The sequence below is a fragment of the Oryzobacter terrae genome (assembly GCF_042756445.1).
Lineage (GTDB): Bacteria > Actinomycetota > Actinomycetes > Actinomycetales > Dermatophilaceae > Oryzobacter > Oryzobacter terrae.
This window is the reverse complement of record NZ_CP170578.1, coordinates 1129595-1145227: the sequence shown is the minus strand read 5'-3', so window position 1 is coordinate 1145227 and position 15633 is coordinate 1129595. Positions and strand designations below refer to the sequence as shown.

Here is a 15633-nt window from a genome sequence, read left to right as displayed (position 1 = left end):
CTCCGGTGACCGACCGGTCGATGTCGGTGCAGCCGCAGCCGCGCGACCCGGGAGACGACCTGCGTCAGGGGAGCCGCGTGAGGCGGTGGCGCAGCTCGAGGTCGAGGGCGACCGCGCTGACGGCGCCCGAGCGGTCGCGTCCCAGGTAGGCGGGGTACCACCCGTCGCCGACGCCGCAGTCGAACATCACCGCGACGGTGCGCCCGTCGAGCCGGACCTCGGCGAACCCCGAGCGGATGACCTCCTCGAACAGCGGGACCCACTGGGCCTGCTCCCAGCGGTCGAGCGCCGGCTTGGCCGAGACGTCGTAGAGGGCGCCGGTGGCGGCGTCGACCCCGACCCCGAGCCAGTCGCCCGTGGCGCCGCGAGCGGCCTCCCACCGGTCGACCGCCGCCACCTCGCCGAACGCCACGGTCGCGCCCCGACGGCTCGCCGGGACCGTGCCGGCGTCGACGGTGCGGGCGGGGAACGACAACAGCCCCAGCTCGCTCCGCACGGGACCGGTGAACGAGGCGAGCGGGACGACCTCCTCGTACCGGATGAAGCCCGGGTCGGCGAGCGCGACGGTGCCGCGGGCGTCGAGGACGGGCCCCTCGACCCGCTCCAGGGTGCGGACCTCCCCGTCCTCGGTGCGGTACCGCGAGCCGTAGGGGAGGAGGGTGGCCGGGTCGAGCGGACCCTCCGGGAAGTCGATCGGGCCGTGGACGTCGTCGCCGGCGGTCGTCGACGCGGGCGACGTGGGGCTGCGGAAGGGGTCGCACCCGGCCGCGGTCAGCGCGAGACCCCCCGCGGCCCCGCCGAGCACCGCCCGCCGCGACGTCCGCCGTGTCGTCCGCCCCCCGGCGCGCACGCGTCGTCCTCAGGCCCTCGTGGCGGACTCGAGGTCGGCGCGCACGGCCGCCAGGCGGGCGGCGGCCCGCGACCGGGCACCCTTGAGGTCGGCGCCGGTCACCGGCTCGACGACCTCGAGGTAGACCTTGAGCTTGGGCTCGGTGCCCGACGGGCGCACGATGACGCGCGAGTCGTCGGTGAGGTAGTAGCGCAGCCCCTCGGTGGGCGGCAGGCCCCCGTCACCCCGTGCCAGGTCGTCGGCCCGGGCGACGTCCACGCCGGCGACGGAGGTCAGGGGCTGCGCGCGCAGCCGGTCCATGATCCGGCCGATGAGCGAGAGGTCGTCGACGCGGACCGAGAAGGCGTCGGTGGCGTAGACCCCGTGCTCGCGCGCCAGGTCGTCGAGGCGGTCGGTGAGGGAGCGGCCCCGGGCCCGCAGCGAGGCGACGAGCTCGGCGACGAGGAGCGCGGCCGAGACGCCGTCCTTGTCGCGGACGCTGGCCGGGTCGACGCAGTAGCCGAGGGCCTCCTCGTAGCCGTAGCGCAGGCCCGGCACCCGGCCGATCCACTTGAAGCCGGTGAGCGTCTCCTCGTGGCGCACCCCGGCCGCGCGGCACATCGTCGCGAGCAGCCGGCTCGAGACGATGGAGTTGGCGAAGACGCAGTCGGGGGAGTCGGCGACGACGCCACCGGCCTCGCCGCGGGACAGCACGTGGGCCCCGAGCAGGGCGCCCACCTCGTCGCCGCGCAGCATCCGCCACCCGCCCGGCCCGGGCACGGCGACGGCGCACCGGTCGGCATCGGGGTCGTTGGCGATGACGACGTCGGGCCCGGTCTGCTCCGCGAGCTCGAGGGCGGCGTCCATCGCGCCGGGCTCCTCGGGGTTGGGGAAGGAGACGGTGGGGAACATCGGGTCGGGCTCGGCCTGCGACGGCACGGGGATCGGCTCGGCGTAGCCGGCGGCGGTGAAGGCGCGGCGCACGGTCTCGGACCCGACGCCGTGGAGGGCGGTGTGGACGACGGTGACCTCGCGAGGGCTGTCGGCGGCGACGACGCCGCGGACGTCGTCGAGGTAGGCCTCGAGCACCTCGTCGTCGAGCGTCTCCCACCCGTCGTCGGCCCGCGCGACCGACGCCACCGAGGCCACGGCCGCGATCTCCGCGGCGATGCGGCCGTCGACCGGCGGGACGATCTGCGAGCCGTCGCCGACGTAGACCTTGTACCCGTTGTCCTCGGGCGGGTTGTGCGAGGCCGTGACCATGACGCCCGCGTCGGCGCCCAGGTACCGGATGGCGTAGGCGAGGACCGGAGTCGGCAGCGGCCGGGGGAGGACGACCGCCCGCCCGCCCATCCCCGTGACGACGGCGCACGTGTCGGCGGCGAAGACGTCGGAGTTGGTCCGGGCGTCGAACCCGACGACGACGAACGGCTGGGCGGCGACGGTGCGCAGGTACGCCGTGAGACCCGCCGCTGCCCGGATGACGACGGCGCGGTTCATCCGGTTCGGCCCGCCGCCGAGGCGTCCGCGCAGGCCCGCGGTGCCGAACTCGAGCATCCCGGACATGGCGTCGGCGAGCTCGGTGGCGGCGGGGTCGTCGCCCCCCTCGCTGCGCTGCACCAGTGCTTCGAGCTCGGCCCGCGTCCGGGGGTCGGGGTCGTCGGCCGCCCAGGCGCGGGCGGCGTCGAGGACGGAGGCGAGGCGCTCGCTCATCGGGGCCCTCAGATCCGCGCGACGACCGCGGCGAGCAGGCTCCCGCACCGGTCGGCCGCGGCCTGTCCGGCCTCGAGGACCTCCTCGTGGCTCAGCGGCGTCTCGGAGATCCCGGCGGCCGCGTTGGTGACGAGCGAGATGCCCAGGACCTCGAGTCCGCTCTGCCGCGCCGCGATGGCCTCGAGGGAGGTCGACATGCCGACGAGGTCGCCGCCGAGCACCTTGGCCATCCGCACCTCGGCCGGGGTCTCGTAGTGGGGCCCGCGGAACTGGACGTAGACGCCCTCGTCGAGGGTCGGGTCGACCTCCTGCGCGACGGCACGGAGCCGGGGCGAGTAGAGGTCGGTGAGGTCGACGAAGTTCGCGCCCTCGATGGGGGAGTGTGCGGTGAGGTTGAGGTGGTCGGAGATGAGCACCGGTGTCCCGGGGGCCCACTCGGGGCGCAGGCCGCCGCAGCCGTTCGTGATGACGATCGTCGTGCAGCCCGCCGCGGCGGCGGTGCGCACGCCGTGGACGACGGCGCGCACGCCGCGCCCCTCGTAGAAGTGGGTCCGCGTCCCGTAGACGAGCGCCCTGCGGCCGGTGTCGCCGATGGCCACCGAGCGCATGGTGCCCGTGTGCCCGGCGACGGCGGCCCTCCCGAACCCGGGGACGTCGGTGTTCTCGATGGTCGCGAGCGTCTCGCCGATCCGGTCGCCGGTCTGGCCCCACCCGGAGCCGAGGACGAGGGCGACGTCGTGGCGCTCGACCCCCGTGCGCTCGCGGATGACGGCGGCGGCGGCCTCGGCGACGGCGAACGGGTCGGTCGTCGGGTCGGACAGGTTGTGGCTGGCGGCGGTGTCGGTCACGGGGGGACTCTACCGATGGCCCGGTGCGCCCACGAGGGGCAGACCTTGCATCTGCAACTTGCAGGTGCAAGACTTCGTGCATGCCCAGCCTCGCCCACGAGCTCCACGTCCTCGTCGCCCTCATGGACCGCGCCGCCGACGGGCTCCTCGCCCGTCACGACGTCGGCCTGACCTACCGGCGCTTCGTCGTGCTGCTCCACGTCTCCGAGGCCGACGGCCCGACCCAGCGCGACCTCGCCGAGCGCCTCGGGGCGAGCGAGGGCGCGACGAGCCGGATGGTCGCGGGCCTGGTCCGCGACGGCCTCGTCGACGCCGGTCGGGCGCGGGGCAACCGGCGCGAGCTGCGTCTCACCGACCTCGGGGCCGAGCGGCTCGCCGCCGCCGGCGCGGTCCTCGGTGACCGCTTCGACGTCCTCGTCCGGGACCACGGCGTCGACCCCGCCGACCTCACCACCACCGTGCGGCGCCTGGCCGCCGCCCTCCGGGAGGGATGACCGTGCACGCCTGGACCCTGCTGATCGTCACCCACGTCGTCGCCGCGCTCACCTCGGTGCTCCTCGGCGGCGTGCAGCTCGCCCGCCGCAAGGGCGGCGCCCGCCACCGGCACCTCGGCCGCGTGTGGGTCGTCCTCATGCTCTGGACCGCGGTGTCCTCGTTCTGGATCCGCCACCTTCGCGACGGCGCCTTCTCGTGGCTGCACGTCCTCAGCCTCGTCACCCTCGTCACGGTCTCGCTGGGGGTCTGGAACATCCGGCGGGGGAACGTGCAGGGGCACCGGGGCAACATGACCGGCAGCTGGATCGGGTCGGGCTTCGCGATGGTCTTCGCCATGGCCGTCCCCGACCGGATGCTGCCGACCTTCGCCGTCGACGAGCCGCTCGGGGCGGCCGGGGCGCTGGCCACGGTCGTGGCCCTCGTCGCCGTCCTCGTCCTCGTCGGCGACCGGCTCGCGCTCCGCTCGGGTCAGCCGGCCGCGACCGCCAGCGCGGCGTCCCCGCGCGGCTGAAGCCGCACGGCGTCGCCCGGGCGGTAGTCGGTGACCGAGGTGTTCGACACCTGCACGGTGACGAGCTCGTCGGCCGCGGTGCGCACGATGACCCGGCCGTGGCCGCCGAGGAAGCTCGAGCTGACGACGGTGGCCGACGACGCGTCGGACGCCGGCGCCTCTCCCTCCACGCGCGAGACGGTGACGCCCTCGGGCCGCACGAGGACGACGACGTCGGGGCCGGTGGCCGAGCCGGGCAGCAGGGGGACGGTGCCCCCGAGGACGTGCGCCGTCCCGTCGGCGGCCGTCGCGGCGAGCCGGTTGGTGAGCCCCACGAAGTCGGCGACGAACGGGGAGACGGGCGCCGAGTAGAGCTCGTCGGGTGCCGCGAGCTGCTCGAGGCGACCGACGGACATGACGCCGACGCGGTCGGCGACGGCGAGCGCCTCCTCCTGGTCGTGCGTGACGAAGAGCGTCGTCGTGCCGACCTCGAGCTGGATGCGCCGGATCTCGTCGCGCAGCTGGGTGCGGACCTTGGCATCGAGCGCCGAGAGCGGCTCGTCGAGGAGGAGCACCTGCGGCTCGATGGCCAGCGCCCGCGCCAGCGCCACGCGCTGCTGCTGGCCGCCCGACATCTGGTGGGCGAACTTGTCGGCGTGCTGGGCCAGCCCCACGAGCTCGAGCATCTCGGCGGCGCGGGCCCGGCGGGAGGCCTTGTCGCGCTTGCGCAGCTCGAGCCCGAACTCGACGTTCTGCCGGGCGGTCATGTGCGGGAAGAGGCTGTACGCCTGGAAGACCATCCCCATGTCGCGCTTGTTCGTCGGGATGCCGGTGACGTCGCGACCGCCGACCTCGATGGTGCCGCTCGTCGGGTCGTCGAGCCCGGCGAGGCAGCGCAGCGCCGTCGTCTTGCCGCAGCCGGAGGGCCCGAGGAGGGCGACGAGCTCGCCCGGCTCGAGGTGGAGGGTGAGGCCGTCGAGCGCGGCGACCCCGCCGTAGAGCCGGCGCAGGTCGGTGAGCTGGACCGCGGTTCCGGTCCGTGTGGAGGTGGCGGTGCTCATGCGGTGGGCTCCTTGCGACGACGCAGTCGGGAGAACGGGGAGGCGCCGGCAGGTGAGCTGCCGACGAAGGACATGGCGAACAGCAGGATCGCGACGAAGACGAGCGAGGCCAGCCCGACGGCGACCGAGATCTTCGCGTCGGACTTGCCGAGCTCGTACATCGCGACCTGGAGGTTCTTCTTGGAGAACAGGTTCGCCACGGTGAACTCGCCGAGGACGAGGGCGACCGTGAGGAACGAGGCCGACAGCACGGCACTGCGCAGGTTCGGCAGGATGACGCGCCACATCACGGTGCCCCAGCCGGCCCCGAGCGACCGGGCGGCCTCGGCCAGCGTGCGCACGTCGATCGAGCGCAGCCCGGCGTCGATCGACCGGTAGGCGTAGGGGAGCACGAGGATGACGTACGCGAGCCCGAGCCAGAGGGTCGAGGAGCCGAGGAGGTAGTAGACCCAGGCGTAGACCGGCGTGAGGCCCACGACGAGGACGATGGCCGGCACCGTGAGCGGCAGCAGGCAGATGAACTCGACCGTGCGCGAGAGCCCGGGCAGGCGCAGGCGGACCCACGTCATCGTGGGGACGAGCAGCACGAGCATGACGACGACCGTGAGGGCCGCCAGGCCGAGGGAGGCGAGCAGGCCCTCGCGCAGGGCCGGGTACTCGAGGGAGATCTCCGAGAAGTCCGCGAGGGTGCGCCACGTGTCGAGGGTGCGTCCGGTACCGCCGGGACCCTGGGTCGTGAAGTCGAGCATGCTCAGCAGCGGCAGCGCGAAGAACGTCATCACCACGAGGAGGACGACCCAGCGGAAGACCCGCTGGCGGCGGTGGAACGCCGCCCTCTGGCCGCTCATCGCTGCATCCAGCGGCTCGAGCGCTTGTCGAGCCAGGCGTAGACCGCCATGACCACGGCGACGACGACGACCATCGCCAGGGCCATCGCCTTGCCGAGGTTCTCCTGGCCGAGCAGGACCTCGGACCGGAAGGTGGCCGCGATCTGGAGGGGGATCAGGGGCTGGCCCTGGGAGACCAGGGCCGCGGCCGTGGCGTAGGCGGAGAAGGCGTTGGTGAACAGCAGGAGCGTCGCACCGACGAACGAGGGGAAGAGGATGGGCGCCGCGACCCGGCGCCAGTACGTCCACGAGGTGCCCCCGAGGGTCTCCGTGGCCTCGCGCCACTGCGGGCGCAGGCCCTCGACCGCGGGCAGGAAGACGATGAGCATGAGCGGGATCTGGAAGTAGAGGTAGACGAGCATGAGGCCCTTGTCCCACTCGTACAGCCAGAGCCCTCCACCGGTCTCGATCCCGATCCCGGCGAGCAGCTTGGTGATGAGCCCGGTGTTGGCGGCGAACGACGCCATGAACGCGAAGGCCAGTGCGACACCGCCGAACTGGGCGAGCACCCCGCAGACGGAGGTGACGAACCGCTTGGTGACCGACCCCTCCCGGGCCGTGCTGACGGCGTAGGCGAGCAGTCCGCCGAGGGCCGCGCCCCCGAGCGCCGTGGCGGCCGAGAGGATGAGCGACTGGGTGAGCCCGCGCACCACCGCGGGCTGGGTGAGCCCCTCGATGTTCCCGGTCGTCAGCCGGTTCGAGCCGTCGAGGAACGCGCCGACGACGACGACGAGGGTCGGGATGAGGAGGAAGACCGTCGTGTACGCGAAGAACGGCACGACGCCCACGAGGGCGCCGGACGGCCGAAGCCGTCCGAGCGCCCCCGTGGAGCCGGCGGGCCGGCTGTCAGCCAATGGCGTTGGCCCAGTTGTCGGCGAGGTACTTCTTGCCGGTGTCGGAGTCGGCCTGGGTCGGGACGACCGGCGTTCCCTCGACGGCCGGCAGGGCGGCGGCCGCGGCGGCGTCCAGCGTGCCCGCGGTCTTCATCGCGTCGAAGCGGACCGGACGGGCCCCGCCCTTGAGCCAGAGGTTCTGGCCCTCGTCGCTGTAGAGGTACTCCTGCCACAGCCGCGCGGCGGCCGGGTGCGGGGCGTCGACGTTGACCGCCTGGTAGTAGTACCCGGCGACGACGGCCTCCTTGGGCACGAACACCTTCCAGGTCGGCAGCTTCGCCGACAGGGAGGCGTTGAGGTAGTCCCAGTCGATGACGACCGGCGTCTGGCCGGACTCGACGGTGGCCGGGGTCGGGTCGACCGGGAGGAAGTTCCCCGCGGCCTTGAGCTGCTTGAAGAAGTCGACGCCCTTGGTGAGGTCGCCGGCGGTGCCACCCTCGGAGATCGCGACCATCTGCACGCCCGCGAAGGCGGCTCCGGCCTCGGTCGGGTTGCCGTTGAGCGCGACCTTGCCCTTGTAGTCGGCCTTGAGGAGGTCCTTGACGCTCGTCGGCGCGGGCACCTTGGCGGAGTCGTAGCCGATGCTCATGTAGCCGCCGTAGTCGTTGATCCACTTGCCGTCGGCGTCCTTGAAGTCGGCCGGGACGTCGTCCCACGTGGCGACCTTGTAGGGGGCGTACATGTCGGTGTTGGCGAGGGCGACCGCGGCACCGAGGTCGAAGACGTCGGGGGCGCCGGCCTGGCCCTTGAGGCGCTTGGCCGTGGCGATCTCGTCGGCGCTGCTGGCGTCGGGCTGGTCGCTCGTCACCTTGATCTCGGGGTACTTCGCGGAGAAGCCCTTGATGACCTCGCCGTAGTTGGCCCAGTCCGGCGGGAGCGCGATGACGTTGAGCGCCCCCTCCTTCTTGGCGGCCGCCACGAGGGCCTCCATGCCGCCGAGGTCGGCGGCCGAGGTGGCCGTCTTGGCGTCGGCACCGCCGGCGGACCCGGAGGCCGAGCTGCCGGAGCCGCTCTCGGTGGGAGGGGAACAGGCGACGAGTGCGGCGGCGACGAACCCGGCGGCCGCGAGGGCCCCCGTGCGCCGGGCGAAGGTGTGGGACATGGTGCAGGACCTCCTGAGGGGTACGGCGCGAGCCACCGAGCGGCGTCGCTCCTTCAGCGCACTGTAGGGACATCGCTGAAGGTTCGGAACCGCACCATTGGTGTTTCGGCGCATTCTTTCCCGGGTCGTGACCTGCGCGTCCTCGGGGCGACACCGAACCGTTGCGTCCTGCGCACCGCGCGGCGACGACCCGGCGGGGTCGGGGAGGAGCCGCGCCCAGTGGTTGGATGGGGGCCGTGAACGCACGGTCGAGCAGAGTCGTCATCCTCGGCGGGGGTCCCGGCGGCTACGAGGCCGCCCTCGTCGCGGCCCACCTCGGCGCCGACGTCACGGTCGTCGAGCGCGACGGGCTCGGCGGGGCCGCCGTCCTCACCGACTGCGTCCCGAGCAAGGCGCTGATCTCCACCGCCGACTACATGAGCGAGTTCGAGACCGCCGCCGACCTCGGCGTCCACCTCGAGGACGCCGAGGGCGACGAGGTCTCCGACGCCGTCGCCGAGCTCGGCGAGGTCAACCGCCGCGTCCTCGCCCTCGCCGCCGCGCAGAGCGCCGACATCACGACCCGGCTCACCGAGGTCGGGGTCCGCCTCCTCGCCGGCACCGCCGTCCTCACCTCGCCGACCTCGGTGCGCGTCGACACGTCCGAGGGCGAGCTCGACCTCGAGGCCGACGTCGTCCTCGTCGCCACGGGCGCGACCCCGCGGGTCATGGACACCGCGCGCCCCGACGGCGAGCGCATCCTCACCTGGCAGCAGATCTACGACCTCGACGCGCTCCCCGAGCGCCTCGTCGTCGTCGGCTCGGGCGTCACCGGAGCCGAGCTCGCCCAGGCCTACCTCGGGCTCGGCTCGCAGGTGGTCCTCGTCTCCTCCCGCGACCGGGTCCTGCCGGGGGAGGACCCCGATGCCGCGACCGTCATCGAGGACGTCTTCACCAAGCGCGGGATGGAGGTCCTCGGGCGCTCGCGGATGGCGGCGGTCGAGCGGACCGCCGACGGCGTCGTCGTCCGGCTCGAGGACGGCCGCGAGGTCGTCGGCTCGCACGCGCTGCTCGCCGTCGGGTCCGTCCCGCAGACGCGCGGCATCGGCCTGGAGGAGAACGGGATCGAGCTCTCCCCCTCCGGGCACGTCGTCGTCGACCGGGTCTCGCGCACGTCGGTGCGGGGCGTGTACGCCGCGGGGGACTGCACGGGCGTGCTGCCCCTGGCGTCGGTCGCGGCGATGCAGGGGCGGCTGGCGATGTCACACGCCCTCGGCGACGCCGTCGCCCCGCTCAACCTCGGGGTCGTCTCGGCCAACATCTTCACCGACCCCGAGATCGCCACGGTCGGCGTGACCCAGAAGGACGTCGACGAGGAGCGCGTCGACGCCGACGTCCTCATGCTCCCGCTCGCCCGCAACGCCCGGGCGAAGATGCTCGGCATCACCGACGGCTTCGTCAAGCTCTTCGCGCAGAAGGGGTCGGGGGCCGTCGTCGGGGGCGTGGTCGTCGCCCCGCGCGCGTCCGAGCTCATCTTCCCGGTGACCCTCGCGGTGCAGCACCGCCTCAACGTCGACCAGGTCGCCTCGACCTTCACCGTCTACCCCTCGCTCTCCGGGTCGATCGCCGAGGCCGCGCGCCGCCTCCACGTCACCGGCTGACGGGGCGCTGATACCCCGGTGATACCGGGGCGGTGACCGTGGTGGCATCGGGTCCGGAACGGTCCCCCGACGAGGAGGCCACCATGAGCCGCTCACCGAAGAACCCCTCCCTCGGCCGGTCGGCGGCCCGCCGCCGCACCGGCCGCGGACTCGTCGCGCTCGTGGGTGCGGCCGGGCTGTGGGGAGGCGCCGCGGCATCCGCCGTGGCCGTGCCCCCCGACACCTCGCACCTGCGGTTCTCCTTCGAGCACGTCGAGCAGGACGTCGGGGAGTGTGTCGGCGTCGCCTTCCCGGTCCACCACGACGGCACCACCAACGTGCGGTTCCAGACGCGGACGCGCGCGGGCGGGCTCGACTACTTCTCGCTCCGCTACAACACCCACGACGTGTACACCAACCTCGCCACGGGTGAGTCCTTCACCGCGCGGGAGGTCGTCCGCGAGGCCGACGCCCGGGTGACCGACAACGGCGACGGGACGATCACGGCCGTCTACACCGCCACGGTGACCGTCACGGTCCACACGCCCTCCGGCGCGCTCTTCGGGGTCGACTCCGGGCGGGTCGTCGGCACGGTGCACCTCGCCGTCAACGACCCGGCCGACCCCGACGACGACACGGTGGTCTCCGACGAGCAGTCCGAGCCCACCGGCGTCTCGCGGCTCGGGGGCTTCGACCTCTGCTCCGTCGCCGTGACGCTGCTGGGCTGACGGGGACCGCGGTGGCGCACCGGCCGTCGGGCGACCGGGTGGGTGTCGATCTCGTTGACACCCACCCGGTGCCTCGACACAGTGGGCTCGTGCGGGTCGGCGTCCTGGGTCCCCTGGAGGTCGACGGGGGTGCGGTGTCCCTCGGTCCCCGGGACCGGGCGGCGCTGCAGGTCCTCGTGCTCCGGCAGGGGTCCCCCGTCCGTGCCGACACGATCGCCGAGGCGCTGTGGGGCGACGACCCGCCCGCGTCGGCCGGGAAGGTCGTCCAGGGCTGCGTGGTCCGGCTGCGCCGCGCCCTCGGGGCCTCCGCGATCGAGACCACCGAGGGTGGCTACCGGCTGCACCTGCACCGTGACGAGGTCGACGCCGTCCGCTTCGCCGAGCTCGTGGCCCGAGCCCGCACCCTCCTCGCCGAGGGCCAGCCGGACCGTGCCGACTACGTCCTCACCCGCGCCACCGACCTCTGGCGGGGCGAGCCGTTCGTCGACCTGGCCGACTGGGAGCCGGCGCGCATCGAGGCCGAGCGCCTGATGGAGCAGCGCCGCGACGCCGAGGAGCTCGGGGCGGAGGTGTGCCTCGCGCTCGGCCGGCACGAGGAGGTCGCCACGAGGGCCGCGGTCCTCGTGCGCGAGCAGCCCACCCGCGAGCAGCGGTGGGCGCTGCTCGCCCTCGCCCAGTACCGGTGCGGACGCCAGGCGGACGCCCTCGCCACGCTCCAGCAGGCCCGCAACCGGCTCGCGTCAGAGCTCGGTCTCGACCCGGGGCCGGCCCTCGCCGCCCTCGAGCAGGCCGTCCTGCGGCAGGACCCGCACCTGGCCGCGCCGGAGCCGCTCGACGCCGCCGGGGACGCCTGTCCCTACCCGGGCCTCCTCGCGTACGAGGCCGACGACGCCACGGCGTTCTTCGGCCGGGGGGCCGACGTCGCCGCCTGCCTGCGGCGGCTCGACGAGACGGGGGTGCTCGCCGTCGTCGGGCCCTCGGGGTGTGGGAAGTCGTCGCTGCTGCGCGCCGGCCTGGCGGCGGCGCTGCTCGCCGACGGGCAGGTGGTGACCGTGGTGACACCGGGCCCGGAGCCCCTGGCCGCGGTCGAGGGGCTGCGGCTCGGTCGGCGCACGACCGTGGTCGTCGACCAGTGCGAGGAGGTCTTCGCCGCGCCGGCCGACCAGGTGCGCCAGTTCCTCGCCGTCCTCGCCGACCACCACCGGCGTGGCGGGCTTCTCGTGCTGGGCCTGCGCGCCGACCGGGTCGGCGACCTGTCGGCGCACACGCACGTCGCCCGGCTCGTCGAGGGGGGGCTGTACCTCCTCGGTCCGCTGTCGGTCGAGGGGCTGCGCGAGGCCATCGAGGGCCCGGCGGCCCAGGCCGGCCTCCGGCTCGAGGACGGGCTCGTCGAGCTCCTCGTCCGTGACGTCGAGGGGGAGCCCGGCGCCCTGCCGCTGCTGTCGCACGTGCTGCGCCGCACCTGGGAGCTGCGGGAGGGCCGCACGCTGACCGTCGCCGCCTACCGCGCGACCGGCGGGGTGCGGGAGGCGGTCGCCCAGTCGGCGGAGGGACTGTTCCGCTCGCTCGACGTCGGCGACCGCGTGCTCCTGAGGGAGCTCATGACCCGGCTCGTCACGACGGGGGAGCACGGGGCGCCGGTCCGGACCCGCGTCCCGCGACGCACGGTCGACCGCGACCTGCGGCGCAGGGACCTCGTCGAGCGGCTCGTCGTGGCCCGGCTGCTGAGTGCGGACGGCGACTCGGTCGAGGTCGCGCACGAGTCCCTCGCCGTCGCCTGGCCCCGGCTGCGGTCCTGGCTCGACGAGGACGTCGACGGCCAGCGGATCCTGCGCCACCTCTCCGTCGCCGCGGAGAGCTGGGTCGCCCAGGGCCGGCCCGAGAGCGAGCTCTACCGCGGCGTCCGGCAGGTTCGCGCGGGCGAGTGGGTGGAGCGCACCCACCCGGTGCTCGCCGAGGACGAGACCGACTTCCTCACGGCGTCGGCGGCGCTGGCGGACCGGGAGCAGCGCGCCACCGAGGAGCAGGTGCGCCGCGAGCGGAGGGTCAACCGTCGGCTGCGGGCCGGCCTCGTCGCGACGGTCGTGCTCGCCGTCCTCGCCTCCACCGCAGGCGTGGTCGCCTCGGTCGCCTCACGACGCGCGGACGCGGCGGCCACCGCGTCGGACGCCCGTCGCCTCGGGGCCGAGGCGCTGCGGTCCAAGGACCTCGACACCGCCCTCCTGCTGTCCGTCGCCGGGGTGCGGCTCGACGCGTCGACCGACACGCGCGCCAACCTCCTCGCGACCCTGGACCGGGCGCCCGACCTCGTCCGGATGGCACGGACCCCGCGGGTCGTCAGCCTCGCGACGAGCGTCCGCACCGGCCTCGTCATGGCCCAGGCGCCGGACGAGGGCCTCCTCGTGCGGCGCGCCGACACGCTGGACGCGGTCGCGACCCACCCGCAGCTGCGGGGGGCGGGCGTCTTCGCCTCGCCCGACGGGACGACGCTCGTGGCGACCCCGCTGTCCGACGTCCTCGAGGGCGCCGCGCTCCCGGCGGTCGTCCTCCTCGACCCCGACGGCACGGTCGCCGACGCCCAGCTCGGCGGCATCCCTGCCGGGCGCCACGCCCAGCAGAACGTCTCGATCAGCCCGGACTCGCGCTGGCTGGCCGCGACGCTCCCCGTCACCGAGGGGGCCGACGCCACCCTCGTGGGGGTGTGGGACCTCATCGCCCGGGACCGCCCGGTGGCCCTGCTCGAGCTGGGCGACCAGAGCGAGCGGCCCCTCGTCGCCGCCGGCGGGAGGTCGCTGTGGACCTCCGGGGGCGGGGTCCTGCGCGAGACCGAGCTGCCCTCGGGCCGGACGCTGCGCACGCTGGCCCCGGCCGACCTCGACGTCGCTGCGGTCGACGACGCCTTCGCGCTGTCCCCCGACGGGACGACCCTCGTCGCCGCGGCCGGGACGCAGCTCGCCTTCGTCGACACCACCCGGGGTCAGGTGCGCCGGGTGGTCCCGGTCGTCGGCGGCGTGGACCGCATCACCTTCTCCGCCGACGGCTCGAGGATGGCGTCGGCGGGCGACACCCTCGTGGTCTGGGACACGAGCGGCGACGAGCCCGTCGAGGTCTTCGGCCAGGACGACGGCGGGGGGTGGCCGGCCTTCGACGCGTCCGGCGACACGCTGTACACGGCGTCCTTCGACGGGATGGTCTTCGCCTGGGACCTCACGGGCGAGCGGGGCTTCCTGCCGTCGATGGGCGGCGAGTCGCCCTCGGGCGGAGGGGCGTTCGTCTCGTTCTCCCCCGACGGTGGACGCCTGCTGAGGGTGTACGGCGGGCCCGAGCCGACGCTCGTGGTGCAGGACGTCGCGACGGGGGTGGAGTCGCGCACCGTGGAGGTCCGTCAGGACTTCGCGTCCTGGCTCGACGGCGCGTGGAGCCCCGACGGCGCCCTGTTCACCGTGCAGACCCGCGACGACGTCGTCACGGTCTGGGACGGCGCCACCCTGGAGGAGGTGGCCCGCCGCGACCTTCCCGGGGGTGAGCAGGTGCTCTACGCCGAGTTCGTCGCGGGAGGCGCCCTCGTGGTGGGGACGACCCGGGGGCGGGTGCACGTCCTCGACGCCCGCACGCTCGACCCACGTCGTGAGCCGGTGGACGTCACGCCGGCGGGCGGTGGGGACGCCGACTCCCTGGTGGCCCTCCTCCAGGAGCGCCCCCGCACCACGGAGGTGCTCGTGGGGGTCGAGGGAGCCGCCCCGGTGCTCGTCGACACCGGGTCCGGCGCGGTGCGGCCCCTCGACCTCGGGGTGGAGGCCTTCGGGCTGGCCTGGTCCCCCGACGGGGAGCGGCTCGCCGTGACGACGACGGACGGGGCCGTGGGGCTGCGGGACGTCGACGAGCGCCGGTGGGTCGCACCGCTGTCCGACCGGCAGCCGTTCGCCGGGTGGGCGCCGTCCTTCTCGGCCGACGGCAGTGAGTGGTCGACGACGGCGAGCGGACGGGTCGGGCGGTGGGACGGGCGCACGGGGGCGTTCCTCGGGGCCGTGTCGGTCGACGGCGCCACGGCCGTGGGGTACGCCCCCGACCGCTCGGCGCTGCTCGTGGCGCAGGACCTCGGGCCGGTGCGGCGGTGGGACCTCGACCCGGCGTCCTGGGCGCGCTCCGCCTGTGCGATCGCCGGCCGCGAGCTGTCGGAGGGCGAGTGGCGCGACCACCTCCCCGACCGCGAGTTCCAGCCGGTGTGCGCGGGCGCGTAGGCGGGGCTCCCCGACCAGCCCGGCGCCCGGTCAGGGATGGCTCGATCGGGCCATTCCCCGGCCGGCCCGGGCGCTGCTACGGTCGCGCCACCAGAGGATCCGACGCCGGCACGCCACCCTCGAGGGGCGTGCCGGCCCAGGATCGGGTCAGGCCCGGGCTGCACGTCACCCCCAAGCGGTCCCCTCCCCACGGGGGTGACGTGCTCGATGTCCGGCCGGCGGCTCGCGGGGGCGGGGCGGTGTCGGTCGGGTCACGACGGGGTAGTGGGGGTGCCACCGCGGAACTCCCGCGGCCCGCCGGAGGTTACGGTGGCAGCACGGCTCACACCCGAGGACACGGAAGGTGCCCCTTGATGGCCAAGATCCCCACGAGGACCCTCTTCGCGATGGCTGGCGCCGCAGCGATGAAGGCCCGCGACTACGCCCGCGAGAACCCCGACAAGGTCGGCCAGGCGCTCGACCGCGTCGAGTCGACCGTGAGCAGCCGCACCCACGGCAAGTACGACGCCAAGCTCGGCAAGGGCAGCAGCGCGCTGCGTCGCTCGCTCGGCCTGACCCCCACCGGCACGACGCACCCGGCCGTGGGCACGACCCCGCCGCCGCCCCCGCCGACCGGCAGCACCCCGCCCCCGCCCACGACGGGCGGCTGAGCGAGCACGACACCAAAGCACCTCCGGCGGGCGCTGCGGGCTAGCGTGACGAGGGTCCGCAGGTCCGACCGGAAGGT

General features: G+C 74.7%; 13 protein-coding genes. 6 read left to right on the top strand and 7 right to left on the bottom strand.

Annotation, left to right across the window (positions count from 1 at the left end):
• Window positions 1-64: 64 nt before the first annotated feature.
• From ACFWN3_RS05320 to ACFWN3_RS05310, 3 genes are read right to left on the bottom strand one after another with little or no spacing between them, the layout of a single operon-like run.
• The gene (locus ACFWN3_RS05320) at window positions 65-850 is read right to left on the bottom strand and encodes a DUF4241 domain-containing protein (RefSeq protein ID WP_377644138.1); all 786 of its coding nucleotides are present in this window, start codon (window positions 848-850) and stop codon (window positions 65-67) included.
• A gap of 9 nt (window positions 851-859) precedes the next feature.
• Window positions 860-2542: a phospho-sugar mutase gene (locus ACFWN3_RS05315; RefSeq protein WP_377644136.1), complete on the bottom strand. Its 1683-nt coding sequence runs from the start codon at window positions 2540-2542 to the stop codon at window positions 860-862.
• A gap of 8 nt (window positions 2543-2550) precedes the next feature.
• Window positions 2551-3390: a purine-nucleoside phosphorylase gene (locus ACFWN3_RS05310; RefSeq protein WP_377644134.1), complete on the bottom strand. Its 840-nt coding sequence runs from the start codon at window positions 3388-3390 to the stop codon at window positions 2551-2553.
• An 80-nt stretch (window positions 3391-3470) separates the two neighbouring features.
• On the opposite strand from ACFWN3_RS05310, the gene ACFWN3_RS05305 reads away from it, so the two are divergent.
• On the top strand, window positions 3471-3884 hold the full coding sequence (locus ACFWN3_RS05305) for a MarR family winged helix-turn-helix transcriptional regulator (protein WP_377644132.1): 414 nt from the start codon (window positions 3471-3473) through the stop codon (window positions 3882-3884).
• Window positions 3881-4396, top strand: coding sequence for a DUF2306 domain-containing protein (locus tag ACFWN3_RS05300; RefSeq protein WP_377644130.1), 516 nt, complete (start codon window positions 3881-3883; stop codon window positions 4394-4396). Before ACFWN3_RS05305 ends, ACFWN3_RS05300 begins: the two co-directional genes overlap by 4 nt.
• Here the strand turns inward: ACFWN3_RS05300 and ACFWN3_RS05295 are convergent.
• From ACFWN3_RS05295 to ACFWN3_RS05280, 4 genes are read right to left on the bottom strand one after another with little or no spacing between them, the layout of a single operon-like run.
• Entirely contained in the window at window positions 4354-5436 is a 1083-nt protein-coding gene (locus ACFWN3_RS05295) for an ABC transporter ATP-binding protein (RefSeq protein WP_377644128.1), read from the bottom strand. The two genes, ACFWN3_RS05300 and ACFWN3_RS05295, sit on opposite strands and share 43 nt — an antisense overlap.
• Window positions 5433-6284, bottom strand: coding sequence for an ABC transporter permease (locus tag ACFWN3_RS05290; protein WP_377644126.1), 852 nt, complete (start codon window positions 6282-6284; stop codon window positions 5433-5435). The genes ACFWN3_RS05295 and ACFWN3_RS05290 overlap by 4 nt, the downstream gene beginning before the upstream one ends.
• On the bottom strand, window positions 6281-7111 hold the full coding sequence (locus tag ACFWN3_RS05285) for an ABC transporter permease (RefSeq protein ID WP_377644125.1): 831 nt from the start codon (window positions 7109-7111) through the stop codon (window positions 6281-6283). The genes ACFWN3_RS05290 and ACFWN3_RS05285 overlap by 4 nt, the downstream gene beginning before the upstream one ends.
• A 58-nt stretch (window positions 7112-7169) precedes the next feature.
• On the bottom strand, window positions 7170-8318 hold the full coding sequence (locus ACFWN3_RS05280) for an ABC transporter substrate-binding protein (RefSeq protein ID WP_377644123.1): 1149 nt from the start codon (window positions 8316-8318) through the stop codon (window positions 7170-7172).
• A 227-nt stretch (window positions 8319-8545) separates the two neighbouring features.
• On the opposite strand from ACFWN3_RS05280, the gene ACFWN3_RS05275 reads away from it, so the two are divergent.
• The 4 genes from ACFWN3_RS05275 (at window position 8546) to ACFWN3_RS05260 (ending at window position 15556) form a co-directional block, all read left to right on the top strand.
• On the top strand, window positions 8546-9958 hold the full coding sequence (locus tag ACFWN3_RS05275; RefSeq protein WP_377644121.1) for an NAD(P)H-quinone dehydrogenase: 1413 nt from the start codon (window positions 8546-8548) through the stop codon (window positions 9956-9958).
• 83 nt (window positions 9959-10041) lie between these two features.
• Window positions 10042-10665: a hypothetical protein gene (locus ACFWN3_RS05270; protein ID WP_377644120.1), complete on the top strand. Its 624-nt coding sequence runs from the start codon at window positions 10042-10044 to the stop codon at window positions 10663-10665.
• Window positions 10666-10799: 134 nt separating this feature from the next.
• Window positions 10800-14906, top strand: coding sequence for a BTAD domain-containing putative transcriptional regulator (locus ACFWN3_RS05265; protein WP_377644118.1), 4107 nt, complete (start codon window positions 10800-10802; stop codon window positions 14904-14906).
• A gap of 353 nt (window positions 14907-15259) precedes the next feature.
• Window positions 15260-15556: an antitoxin gene (locus tag ACFWN3_RS05260; RefSeq protein ID WP_377644116.1), complete on the top strand. Its 297-nt coding sequence runs from the start codon at window positions 15260-15262 to the stop codon at window positions 15554-15556.
• Window positions 15557-15633: the final 77 nt, after the last annotated feature.